At 66.4% G+C, this 12,224-nt stretch carries 12 protein-coding genes and 1 tRNA gene; 4 read left to right on the forward strand and 9 right to left on the reverse strand.

The window, feature by feature from the left end; translation table 11 throughout:
- Window positions 1-42: 42 nt before the first annotated feature.
- Window positions 43-777, forward strand: coding sequence for a DUF1028 domain-containing protein (locus FQU85_RS03145; protein WP_145844189.1), 735 nt, complete (start codon window positions 43-45; stop codon window positions 775-777).
- Here FQU85_RS03145 and FQU85_RS03150 read toward each other — a convergent pair whose 3' ends face one another.
- Entirely contained in the window at window positions 778-969 is a 192-nt protein-coding gene (locus FQU85_RS03150) for a hypothetical protein (protein ID WP_145844191.1), read from the reverse strand.
- Window positions 970-1,023: 54 nt separating this feature from the next.
- The gene (locus FQU85_RS03155; protein WP_145844193.1) at window positions 1,024-1,503 is read right to left on the reverse strand and encodes an RNA-binding protein; all 480 of its coding nucleotides are present in this window, start codon (window positions 1,501-1,503) and stop codon (window positions 1,024-1,026) included.
- 105 nt (window positions 1,504-1,608) lie between these two features.
- Here FQU85_RS03155 and FQU85_RS03160 point away from each other — a divergent pair, with 105 nt between their 5' ends.
- Window positions 1,609-2,898 (forward strand): ribonuclease R family protein, encoded by a 1,290-nt coding sequence (locus tag FQU85_RS03160; RefSeq protein WP_145844196.1) that lies wholly within the window; start codon window positions 1,609-1,611, stop codon window positions 2,896-2,898.
- Between the two features lie 437 nt (window positions 2,899-3,335).
- Window positions 3,336-3,557: a hypothetical protein gene (locus tag FQU85_RS03165; protein ID WP_145844198.1), complete on the forward strand. Its 222-nt coding sequence runs from the start codon at window positions 3,336-3,338 to the stop codon at window positions 3,555-3,557.
- Window positions 3,558-4,041: 484 nt separating this feature from the next.
- On the opposite strand, the gene FQU85_RS03170 is transcribed toward FQU85_RS03165, so the two are convergent.
- From FQU85_RS03170 to FQU85_RS03195, 6 genes are all read right to left on the reverse strand, one after another.
- Window positions 4,042-4,113 (reverse strand) — tRNA-Ala (locus tag FQU85_RS03170).
- Window positions 4,114-4,312: 199 nt separating this feature from the next.
- The gene (rpsJ, locus tag FQU85_RS03175; RefSeq protein ID WP_145844201.1) at window positions 4,313-4,621 is read right to left on the reverse strand and encodes a 30S ribosomal protein S10; all 309 of its coding nucleotides are present in this window, start codon (window positions 4,619-4,621) and stop codon (window positions 4,313-4,315) included.
- Between the two features lie 7 nt (window positions 4,622-4,628).
- Window positions 4,629-5,894, reverse strand: coding sequence for a translation elongation factor EF-1 subunit alpha (gene tuf / locus FQU85_RS03180; protein WP_145844203.1), 1,266 nt, complete (start codon window positions 5,892-5,894; stop codon window positions 4,629-4,631).
- A gap of 137 nt (window positions 5,895-6,031) precedes the next feature.
- Window positions 6,032-6,976, reverse strand: coding sequence for a homoserine dehydrogenase (locus FQU85_RS03185; protein ID WP_145844205.1), 945 nt, complete (start codon window positions 6,974-6,976; stop codon window positions 6,032-6,034).
- Window positions 6,977-7,507, reverse strand: a complete 531-nt coding sequence (locus tag FQU85_RS03190; RefSeq protein ID WP_145844208.1) for an amino acid-binding protein — start codon at window positions 7,505-7,507, stop codon at window positions 6,977-6,979.
- Between the two features lie 417 nt (window positions 7,508-7,924).
- Window positions 7,925-10,111, reverse strand: a complete 2,187-nt coding sequence (locus FQU85_RS03195) for an elongation factor EF-2 (RefSeq protein ID WP_145844210.1) — start codon at window positions 10,109-10,111, stop codon at window positions 7,925-7,927.
- Window positions 10,112-10,252: 141 nt separating this feature from the next.
- Between FQU85_RS03195 and FQU85_RS03200 the strand changes: the two genes are divergently transcribed.
- A complete protein-coding gene (locus FQU85_RS03200) occupies window positions 10,253-11,014 on the forward strand; it encodes a DUF5781 family protein (protein WP_145844212.1) in 762 nt (253 codons plus the stop codon).
- Here the strand turns inward: FQU85_RS03200 and FQU85_RS03205 are convergent.
- A complete protein-coding gene (locus tag FQU85_RS03205) occupies window positions 11,011-12,192 on the reverse strand; it encodes an MFS transporter (RefSeq protein ID WP_145844214.1) in 1,182 nt (393 codons plus the stop codon). The genes FQU85_RS03200 and FQU85_RS03205 overlap by 4 nt on opposite strands.
- Window positions 12,193-12,224 lie beyond the last annotated feature (32 nt).

The following is a 12,224-nucleotide window of genomic DNA, read 5'->3' on the forward strand; positions in this document are numbered from 1 at the left end:
GGTTCACGGAGTTTTACGCGGGTCGGTCGACTCCCATCGGGTATGACGTTCAGTATCTGTGTGCGCGAGGAGTACGAGGACGACGACGGCGACACCCAGCACCGGTTCGGGGTGGCGGTGACGACGCGGCTCCCCGGCGTCGGGACGCTGTGTCCGTTCGTCTCCGAGAACGGGGCGGTGGCGACGCAGAGCCTCGTGAACGTCGAACTCGGGCGGAAGGGAGTCGAGTATCTCGACGACGGGCTCGCCGTGGCGGACGCGCTGGACGCGCTGTTGAACGCGGACGACGGGAAGCCCGAACGCCAGTTACACGGCGTGGACGCGGAGGGCGAGTTCGCGTTCTCGGGCGAGGAGTGCGGGGAGTGGTTCGGCGACCTCGTGGGGGAGAACTACACCGTCGCGGGGAACCTCCTCACCGGCGAGTCCGTCATCGAGGAGACGGCGGCGGCGTACGAGGGCGGCGACCGAGAGGAGCCGCTGGCGAAGCGACTCATCGACGCGCTCGGGGCGGGGCAGGCGGAGGGCGGGGACAAGCGCGACGACCTCGAGGTGCAGTCCGCGGCCGTGACGGTGGCGACGACGGAGGACCGCGAGTTCGACCCGTACTACGACGACCTGCGCGTGGACGCGAGTACGGATCCCGTGCAGGAGCTCCGGGAGACGTTCCGGCTCGCGAGCGAGGGACAAGAGACGGCGCTCGAGAAGTACGCGGAGGAGGCGGAGAACGCAGAGGAGACAGCGAGCGTGGAGAGCGCGAGCGAGGACGGCGAGGCGTAGTCAGGCGCTGCGGACGCGACTGGCGCGCGAGCGGCCGCAGACGGTGCATTCGGTGACGCGGTAGGGTTCGCGGGAGTACGCGCAGTTCTCGCCGTCCGGGCCTTCCTGGCGGAGTTCGATGGTGACCAAGTGGGTGGTCGTGGCGTCGCAGACCGGGCAGGGTTCGTCGTGGCGTTGCGGGCCCCGAGACATCGTGCGTCGCCCGAGTGTAGATCGACCGTCCGCATATAATTTTCTCCGAATTACTCAGGGAACGAACTCGTAGAGGTCGTCGCCGACGTAGTGGATGGACGTGACGACCTTCCCGGAGTCCCCGGTCATCTCGCTTCCGGAGACGAGCGCGCGGCCGACCGCGAGGGCCTTCCCGTGCGTCTCCTCTACGACGACGACGAGGTCGCCCTCGCTGATGGAATCGTCAGCGGCGACGATTCCGGGCCGCATCACGTCCGCGCCGCCGCTCACGAACGAGATAGCGCCCGCGTCTACCGTCACGGTTCCCGTCTCGGGGTCGGCTTCGTTCGCGCCGCGCACGGTGACGAACGGTTCGTCGTCGATGTAGCACGCGAGCGGCTCGCCGTCCACGAGAATGAGGTCGAACGCGGAGTCCGCGAGCTCCACGAGTTCGTAGGTGTCCGCGTCGAACGACACGCCGAGGGTAGCTTCGAGGTTGTCGTTCAGCCGCGACACTTCGTCGCTCCGCAGGTGGTGGCGCGAGGAGATCTCCATACGGTCTCCTGTGTCGGCTCACCGCTTAAAACGTCCGTCTCGCGACGTCGCGTCCTGCGCGGGGAGGGCGACACCACTAACTACGGGACTCACCTATCCCGGAGTATGTCAGACGAGCAGGCCGCGGCGGGTACCCCGGACGGACAGGGGCCCGTGCGCGTCCCTCAGGATCTCGCGGATCGACTCGAATCGAAGCGCGAGGATCTCTTCGAGAAGTTCGGCATCGAGGACGCGTTTCCGCCCGAGGTCGTCGAAGAAGCGGAGGCCCGCACCGAGGGCGTCCAGCAAGAGATCCAGGACGAACTCGGCGAGCGCGAGGATCTCCGGGAGCTGACGACGTGGACGACGGATCCGGTGGACGCCCAGGACTTCGACGACGCCATCAGCGTCGAGGAGCGCGAAGAGGAGTACGTGCTCTGGGTGCACATCGCGGACGTGACGCACTACGTCACGCCGGACACGGAGATGTGGGAGTCCGCGGTGACGCGCGCGAACACCGTCTACCTCCCCGGGTACACGGTGCACATGCTCCCGCCGGTGCTCGCGGAGACGGTGTGTTCGCTCGTCCCGAACGAAGACCGGCTCGCGCACACCGTGGAAATGCATCTCGACAAGGAGACGCTGGGGTACGACACCATCGACATCTACAAGTCCGTCATCCACTCGGACGAACGCCTCACGTACACGCAGGCCGAAGACCGCCTCGACGACCCCGACAGCCCGCTGCACGACGAGATCTCGCTCGTGTTCGACCTCGCGGATCAGATGCACGAACAGCGCAAGGAGGACGGCTCGCTGGTGCTGAATCCGCGGCGTGACCGCGCGCACACCATCATCGAGGAGAGCATGCTGAAGGCGAACAAGGCCGTCACCCACGAACTGATGTGGAACCGCGGCGTGGAGGCCGTCTACCGCGTCCACCCCCAGCCGAGTCCGGACGAGTGGAGCGACGCGCTCCGCGAGATCCAGGAACTCGACGGCGTCTCCGTCCCCGGCGACTCCTGGGACGACCCGCGGAAGGCCGTGAACGCGACGCTCGAGCAGGCGCCCGACCGCCAGCTCGGGCAGATTCAGTGGGCGGTGATGAAGGTGATGCCGCGCGCGAAGTACATGAACGACCCGTTCGGCGGCCACCACGCGCTGAACTTCGAGATTTACGGCCACTTCACGAGCCCGATTCGGCGGATGAGCGACCTCGTGAACCACTGGATCGTCTACCAGAACGACGTGCCGGAGACGCTCATCGAGCTCTGCGACCACGCGAGCGACAAGCAGAAGGACGGCGAGCAGGCGGAACGCGAGTACAAGCAGTTCCTCGAGGAGGTCGGCCTCGACCCGAACGCCGTCAACAACCGCGGTATCGAGGTCGCTGACGTGGACGATATCGAATACTGATACGCCTTCCGTGGTTACGTCGAAGTAGAGCACGAACTCGCGCGCACAGCCGAGGTCTCGGCGACCCCACTCGACCGCCCGCGCCGTCCACGGACGGGGTGCCTCGTATCCCGCCGCGCCGACGAACGCCAGCGCCACCGAGACGCCGGGGATCAGATCACGCTCACAGAGACAGCACCCGAGTCGATTGCGTCCGCGGGCACGGTCGCCGTCCAGAGTATCGACACCGAGTCCGGTTCGACCGTCGCCGTCGAGTAACCAGCACACGGCGACGGGTAGACTCGGTCAGTCAGACACCACCTCCCGGCGCGCACATATACGTATACAAGAGCCGGTTCCTGGCGGGTTTTCTGGCCGCCACGGTTTTTCGTCGGAAAAACCGCGTTTCGGTAGCTGCCTCCTGAAGCGTTTTCCGTGGCGATACGCTCAGTAGAGGTGTGTCCGCGACTATCGAGACGCCCGCGTCCGAGGAGCCGTGTGCGTACTGTGGGTCGCGCATCTTCGACCACGACCCGATTTGCGTCCGTGATTGTGAGGCGAACTGTGGCTCTCCGAGCTACTTCTGTAACTACGCCTGTCTCTCGGCGCACATCGAGGAGAACAATCTCACCGAGGGCGATGCGTGCGAGTGGCAGCCCGGCGAACGCGACTGTTGCTGAAGTGGGTTCGAGGATTGGCGTGCCGTGACTGCGGGGGTTCACGCGCTCGGACGCGTGCTCGACCGATGCGACCCAGCGCGCCCCAAACACCCGGGAAACCGAGCGCACACCCGGATATACAGACCACAGAATAGTGTTGTCACTCCGTTAGCGGGCCGGCAGGCTCGGAGCAGCTGCCAGAACGCCGTCGCACCACGCCGGTACCGCACCGCGCGTTCCGAATCGCCGCCTCGTCGCGGCCCGCCTCCGTCCACAACTCGAACGCACGCTGGACGCGCCCACGCCGAGGGGTCGTCTGAATACTCACGCTGACCACCCCGGGTTTCCGTCGAGTGAATCACGGGCGGGCGTCGACCCGGATTTGTACCGGGAATCCACTCGGTTCTGAGCGGTGTTCGTTACGGCTGCGGGTAGAACGAAGGTTGTGGAGAGAAGGGCGGAGGCGTGGCTCTCCGGGATAGTTCGACGGGAAGAACCGGGGTAGTGGACTCGCTGGGATTTGAACCCAGGGCCTCTTCCTTGCGAAGGAAGCGATCTACCACTGATCTACGAGCCCGCGTGTTTGATTGGAGTGGCGGCGCGAATTTGTACCTTGCGTTTTCGGGTGACTGGAGAGAGGCGTGCGCGGTCACTCTCGAGTGTGGAAAACGGGAGAGAGGAGAGTCACGTGAGAGCCGCGCAGTGAGAAGCGCGAGGCGCTTCTCGGCTCGCGGGCGATGCCCGCTCGCTAGGTCAGTCAGCCAGAAACGGCTGACTTAGTCTTCCAGAACGATTTCGATACTGACGTCGTTCGGGACCTGGATTCGCATGAGCTGTCGGAGCGCGCGTTCGTCCGCGTCGATGTCGATGAGACGCTTGTGGACGCGCATCTCCCAGTGTTCCCACGTTGCCGTCCCCTCACCGTCCGGGGACTTTCGCGACGGGACTTCGAGAGTTTTCGTGGGGAGCGGAACCGGCCCGCTGATGTTAACGCCGGTTTTCTCCGCGATCTCGCTGACATCAGCGCAGATGTCGTCGAGGTCGTCGGGACTGACACCGGCGAGGCGAACGCGTGCCTGTTGCATGCGTTAGTTAGGCCTCGTTGACGTCGAGGACCTTGCCGGCCGCGATGGTCTGACCCATGTCGCGGACCGCGAAGGAGCCGAGTTCCGGAATCTCGGAGGACGGCTCGATGCTGAGGGGCTTCTGCGGGCGGACGGTGACGACCGCGGCGTCGCCGGACTGAATGAAGTCCGGGTTCTCCTCGGCGACCTCGCCGCTCGCGGGATCCATCTTCTTGTCGATGGATTCGATGGTACACGCGACCTGCGCCGTGTGCGCGTGGAAGACGGGCGTGTAGCCGGCCGTGATGACGGACGGGTGCTGCATCACGACGACCTGCGCCGTGAACGTCTCCGCGACCGTCGGCGGTTCGTCGGCGGGACCACAGACGTCACCGCGGCGGATGTCGTCCTTGCCGATACCGCGGACGTTGAATCCGACGTTGTCACCGGGCTCGGCGCTCGGGACTTCCTCGTGGTGCATTTCGATGGTCTTGACCTCGCCACCGACGTCAGACGGCTGGAAGCTGACGTTGTCGCCCGTGTTCATCATCCCGGTCTCGATACGTCCGACGGGGACGGTACCGATGCCGGAGATGGTGTAGACGTCCTGGATCGGGAGGCGCAGCGGCGCGTCCGTCGGCGGCTGCGGCTCCGGCAGGTTGTTGAGTGCCTCGAGGAGGGTCTCGCCGTCGTACCACGGCGTGTTCTCGGAGGCTTCCGCGACGTTGTCGCCCTCGAAGGCGGACGTCGGGATGAAGGATGCGTCTTCCGTGTTGAACTGGACCTGCTTGAGGAGGTCCTGCACGTCGGAGACGACCTGCTTGTAGGTGTCTTCCTTGTAGTCGACGATGTCCATCTTGTTGACGGCGACGATGAGCTCGTCGATACCGAGGGTGCGTGCGAGGAAGACGTGCTCGCGGGTCTGGGGCGCGACACCGTCGTCGGCGGCGACGACGAGCACGGCGTTGTCCGCCTGGGATGCGCCCGTGATCATGTTCTTGACGAAGTCGCGGTGGCCCGGACAGTCGACGATGGTGAAGTAGTAATCGTCGGTGTCGAACTCCTGGTGGGCGATGTCGATGGTGACACCGCGCTCGCGCTCCTCAGCGAGGTTGTCCATGACGTAGGCGAACTCGAATCCGCCCTTGCCCTTCTCCTCGGCTTCTTCCTTGTGCTGTTCGATGACGTGCTCGGGCACACTCCCCGTCTCGTAGAGGAGTCGCCCGACCATCGTGCTCTTTCCGTGGTCAACGTGGCCGATGACGGCCAGGTTCTGGTGCGGTTTGTCGCTCATGGTCAGGATTCGCGCGTAAGTGCGCTCTGTGCGTTTTATTCGCCTGATTCGGTTAAAACCATTTCGGAATCCCCTTAGCCGCATCACCACGCCGCCTGCCGATTACTGGAAACGAGTGGCGTGGCAACTACTCGCACTCAGTCGAGTCGCGTGATGTCCGCCAGAACCGCCGTCGCCGTCTCGGGGCCGCCCGCACCCGCCCCGCTGAGGTTCAAACGACCGGCGTGTTCCGTGTCGAGCTGAACGATGTTGTCCGTGCCGGTGACGGCGAGCGGGTCGTTCTCCGGGACGAGGCGCGGACCGACGCGAATGCCGCCGCTGGCCGTGACCTCGCCAATGAGGCGAACCGTCCGGCCGTCCTCCGCAGCGACCTCCAACGCGCTCCCCGGGAAGTCCTCGATACCCTCCACGTCAACGTCCTCGAGGGAGTAGCCACCGCCGTGGATCACGTTCGCGAGAATCGCACCCTTGAGCGCGGCATCCGTCCCGTCCACGTCGAACGAGGGGTCGGCCTCCGCGACTCCGAGATCCTGCGCCTCCGCGAGCACGTGCTCGTAGCCCAGTCCGTCCGCGCTCATCCGAGAGAGCACGAAGTTCGCAGTGCCGTTGAGAACGCCGCGCACGGCGTTCACGCGCTCCGCACCGACGCCCTCGATGGTCGAAAGGACGGGGATCGTGCCGGCGACGGTCGCCTCGAACCGGAGGTCGCCCGCGCTCGACTCGGCGAGCGCGACCACGTCGTCGTAGCGCTCGGCGACCGGCCCCTTGTTCGCGAGTACGACGTGTTTGTCCCGCTCGAACGCCGCTTCGACGTGCTCGAATCCGGGATGGGCGTCTCCGAGCGTCGTCGGCGTCACCTCGACGAGCACGTCGTACTCCGCAGCGAGCGCGTCAGCCGGATCCGCCTCGCCGACCGACCCGACTCGCTCCTTGTGCGCGAGCGCGCCCTCGACGTCGATACCGTCGGCGTCGGCGACCGAGCCCGTCGAGTCCGCGAACGCCGTCACCGTATGCCCGTACTCGCCCGCCAGTCGCGCCGTGGACGCGCCGACCGCGCCCGCCCCGAGGATGCAGAGCCGCATTCAGGCCACCCCCGCGAACGGCGCGACCACGCGCAATCCCTTCTCGTCCGCGATGTCCCGCACCGCGTCAAGCGTGCGCTCGACCGACCCGGATTCGACGGCGAGACGAACGCGCGCGCTGGAGCGCTCGCTCGTCCCCTCCTCAGACGTGAGCGAGAAGTCCGTCACGCTCGCCTTCGCCTCGGATTCGAGCCGGGAGAGCGTATCCGAGAGGTCGGTGTCGATGAGGTGGCCGGCGACGATGACAGTCACCTCCTCGCCGTACTCCTCCGTTCCCGCCTGCGTGACGTTCACGCCGTTGTCCCGGAGCGCCGCGACGATGTCGTCGAACTGCCCCGCCGTACACTCCAGATCGACCTCGACCGGGATGTGGCCGCGCGGTGTGACGTGCCCGCGCTCGTGGAACACGCTCAAGAGGTTCCCGCCGTTCTCCGCGATGGGCTGAAGCGCCCCGAGGAGTTCGCCCGGTTCGTCAACGAGTTCGAGGCGAACCGTGTGAGCCTGCCGTACCGCGTCCTCACTCACGCCCACCACCCCGTGCAGTCAGGATACCTGTAATTGTCGACACGAAGCCCGCTACCGGTGGCTCCGCGTCGATACGGCTCGCAGCAACCCTGCCTGCGTGCATACTCACCCCTCACAGCCCTGTCCGGTATAAGCCTTCGGCAGGGGTCGAAATTGCCGGACAGTGAGGCGGAAGGACGACCCTGCCCGCCCCCAAGAACGCAGAGACCGGGACGCGAGATTGTCAGAGCACGCTATCGGCGGGACTGGAGAAGAGAGAGACGACGGGGCCGGGCAGTGACACAGCACGAGCGCACTCGCGCGAACGAGCAGTTCGGAGAACCCGGACCTTCGCGCGATTCCGTCGCTCGCGGAGCGAGCGAGGGGTAGTCCGGGTTTCACGCCGAGCGGTCGGCGGAGCCGACCCGAGGCGCGAAACGTGGGTTAGAAGTAGTCGATGCTCTCGGGAAGCTCGGTCTTCATGCCCTTGCGCTCTCGGATCTCCGTGATCTTCTCGGGCTGGAGGTTGTCGGAGAGCACGCGGAACCCGGCGTTCTCCGTGTTCCAGGACGCGCGGCCCTCGGTGGCGCTGCGGATGTCACTGGAGAACCCGATCATCTCCTCGACGGGCGCGATACCCTCGACGACCATCAGGTCGCCTTCCTGGTACATGTCGTCGACGCGGCCGCGGCGGCCCTGAATCTCGCCGGACGCCGCGCCCATGTGTTCGGACGGAACGTCGATGCGAACGTCCTGGATGGGTTCGAGGAGTCGAACCTGCGCGTCGATGAGGGCGCGGTGCACGGCGTCACGCACTGCGGGAATGACCTGTGCGGGACCGCGGTGGATGGCGTCCTCGTGGAGACGGGCGTCGTGCAGGCGGAACAGCGCGCCCTGCACGGGCTCGTTCGCGAGCGGGCCGTTGTCGAGGGCGTCCTGCAGGCCTTCGAGGACGAGCTCCATCGTCTCGTTCAGGTGCTGGATACCCTTCGTGTCGTCGATGAAGATGTTCGTCTTGTGGATGTCCTCGACTTCCTGCGAGGTATCCTTGTCCATGCCGGCCTCCTGGAGCGCTTCGCGGCGTTCCTGCTCGGGCATTTCCATGGAGACCTCGCCGAGCTGGATGGCGTCGACGATGTCCTGACCGAGCGGTTCGACGGTGATGTAGAACCGGTTGTGGTTGTTCGGGGAACGCCCCTCGACTTCACGGGACTCCTGGGTCGGGGCTTCACGGTAGACGACGATGGGTTCGCCCGTGATGACCGGAATACCCTGGTTGCGCTCGATGCGCTGCGTGATGACTTCGAGGTGGAGTTCGCCCTGCCCGCTGACGAGGTGTTCGCCGGTGTCCTCGTTGATCTCGATCTGGATGGTGGGGTCTTCCTTCGCGACCTGCTGGAGCGTCTCGATGAGCTTCGGCAGGTCGTCCATGTTCTTCGCCTCGATGGACTTCGTGATGACGGGCTCGCTGATGTGTTCGATGGACTCGAACGGCGTCATCTCCACCGAGGAGACGGTCGAGCCCGCGATGGCGTCCTTCAGGCCGGTGACGGCGGCGATGTTTCCGGCGGGAACGCGGTCGACTTCCTCGCGCTCGCCACCCATGTAGATACCGACGGACTGCACGCGGTTCGTGCCCGCGGTACCGGAGACGTGGAGATCCTGGCCCTTCTCCAGCGTCCCGGAGAAGACGCGACCGGCGGCGATTTCGCCCGCGTGCGGGTCGACACCGATGTCAGTCACCATCAGGACGACCTCGCCGTCGGGGTTCACGTCACGCATGTCGTGCGCGAGGTCGGAGTCCGCGTCGCCACGCCAGACCGTGGGGATACGGCGGGGCTGGGCCTCGACTGGGTTCGGGAAGTGCTCCGCGACCATGTCCAGAACGACGTCCGCGAGCGGCGTGCGGTCGTGGAGTTCCTGGCGCTTGTCGTTGCGTTCGAGTTCGATGATGTCGCCGAAGTCGATGCCGGTGCGCTGCATCGAGGGCATCGAGACGCCCCACTTGTAGAGCGCGGATCCGAAGGCGACCGTGCCGTCCTCGACGCTGACCGTCCAGTCGTCGATGTCGTCGCGGTCTTCGGTCATCCCGCGGATGAGCTCGTTCACGTCGTTGATGACGTCGAGGAGGCGCTCCTGCATCTCCTGGGGGCCCTCCTGGAGCTCGCTGATGAGGCGGTCGACCTTGTTGATGAACAGCGTCGGCTTCACGCCCTCGCGGAGCGCCTGCCGAACGACGGTTTCCGTCTGCGGCATCGCGCCCTCGACGGCGTCCACGACGACGAGCGCGCCGTCGACCGCACGCATCGCACGCGTCACGTCGCCACCGAAGTCGACGTGACCGGGCGTGTCGATGAGGTTCACGAGGTGGTTCGTGCCCTCGTACTCGTGCGTCATGGAGACGTTCGCGGCGTCGATGGTGATACCGCGCTCCTGTTCGTCCTCCTCCGTGTCCATCGCGAGCTGCTCGCCCGCGGTCTCGTCGGAGATCATCCCCGCGCCGGCGAGGAGGTTGTCGGTGAGGGTCGTCTTCCCGTGGTCGACGTGGGCGGCGATGGCGATGTTCCGGATGTTCTCCGGTTCGTCCATCAGCCGCTCACACTGTTCGACGATCTTCTTGCGTCGGCCCATTATGGAGGATTATACCGGTAGCGGGTTCAAAAGGGTAGTGTTTCTCCGCGAGAAAGGCGTCTCCGTACGGTATCGGGTATCACAGCAGAACCCGCGGGCGGCGCAAGAGCCTTATTCGAGCACGCCGTGCTAACGTCTTACATGGATGTTCTCGTGCAAGGTGCGGGGCCGACCGCACCCTTTCTCGGCGCCCGCGACGTCTTCGAGATAGACCACGACCTCACGAAGCCCGTGCACGTCCACGTGCGCGAGAACCCGGACGAGCGCACGTGGGCGGGCCACCACGACGACCACCACGTCCTCAACATCTCCCGAAAAGCCGCCACGTCCGCGATGGCGCGCCAACTCGCGCTCCACGAGTACGCACATATGCGCCGCCACGAGGAAGGACACCCCTCGCACACGCTCTCGATGGACGAAGTGCTCTTCCTCGCGCTCCCCGGCCGCCAGGTCGAGCGTCGCGTGCTCACGCAGTGCTACCAGCTCGCGAACCACGCGAAAGACATCTACGCCGACGACATCACGCTCACCGTCGGGCCGACCGACAAGCTCGCGGCGTTCCTCGAGTCCGAACTCGCCGCCGCCGTCAGCGACCACCCCGCACCCAACCGGGACGGCCACCGGATCACCGCCGGCGCCGACCCCGGAATGACCGCCGTGAACGCCGCCTTCGCGCTCGCGCTCCTCGAACGCCACGACGCCATCAGCCCGACCAGCCGGCTCTACGACCTCGCGCACGCCGCCGACCAGGACACCCCGCACGTGAGCGTCGACGAGTTCCGCGAACGCTTCGCGTCCTTCGCGGACGACCCCGACCAGTCCACGTACCGCCGCGAACTCGTCGACCTCGTCCGCGCGTACGCCGACAGCCAGCCCAGCACGAGCGGCCCCGCGTCCGATTAACGCCGCGAGACCACTGCCGCGCCGACCACGAGGAAGAGCGTGCCGAGCGCGGCGACAGTGACTGTCGGCCCGACAGCGCCGGCGAACACGCCGGCCGCGAGCGCGAGTGGCGACCGAACGACGCTGTACGCCATCGACGCGGCGGACAGCGATGTCGCTCGGCCCGCCGAGGGGACGTGGTCGTTGATGTATCCGTTCGCGACCGGCCGGACGACCGCGCGACCCGCCCGCATCACGACGAACGCGGGAAGTGCGACCCGTGCGACGACGACGGGAACGACGAGGAGAACTGCGGCGAGTACGCCGACCCCGACGACTGCACCCCACGGACCAGCAACGTCCCGGACACGTCCTGCGTGCTGGCCGGTAACCGCCGATGCGACCGTGAACGCTGCGTACAGCAGTCCGAGCGCGAGTCCGGGTGCGAGCGGAACTCCCGCGAGCGCCACCGCCCCCGGGTCGGCGAATCCCGTCGCACCGAGCGCGTCCACGACGGTCGGCTGGACGTACGTGTTCGCGACGCCCGTTATCGCGAGGAACGCGGCGACGACGACGAGGAACGCCCGGAGCGGCGGACGGGAGAACTCCCCACGAACAACGGAGAGCGCCTCGGAGACTGTGATGGTGTTCCCGGCCGCCGGCGCCGCGGGGAGCGTCGCAAGCACGAAAACGCCGAGCGCGTTCAACGTGAGCGCGAGAACGAACGGATAGGCCGGGTCAACCCCGTAGAGCGCGCCGCCCGCGACCATCCCGAGCACGGACACATAGCGGGTGACGGCACCGCCGCGTCCCCGGACGCGAGTGAACAATCCCGCTTCCCCGCGGCTGTCGAGCACCTCGTACAGCCACGCGTCACCGCTCCCGGACTGGAAGGCGAGACCGAGCGCCCAAAGCACGTAGAGAACGACGAACGCGGGAAACGTCGTCGCGACGACGAACCCCGCAAGCGAGCAGACGCTGCACGCGAGGCCGAGCGCGAGGCTCGCGCGCTCCCCGACGCGATCCGCGGCGTACCCGGTCGGGACTTCGAACGCGACGACCAGCGTCGCCGACAGCGCGCTCAACGCACCCACCTGTGGAAACGAGAGCGTGCGCAGGAGGAACAGCGTGAAGACGGGCGTGATGAATCCGACGGAGAGCGTGGCCCGATGGAGGTAGTAGCGGCGGACGACACCCATACGGGCGAGTCACGAGAGAGCGGGAAAACAGT

Origin of the sequence: Salarchaeum sp. JOR-1, from assembly GCF_007833275.1 — an archaeon.
In the GTDB taxonomy this organism is placed as follows: Archaea; Halobacteriota; Halobacteria; order Halobacteriales; family Halobacteriaceae; genus Salarchaeum.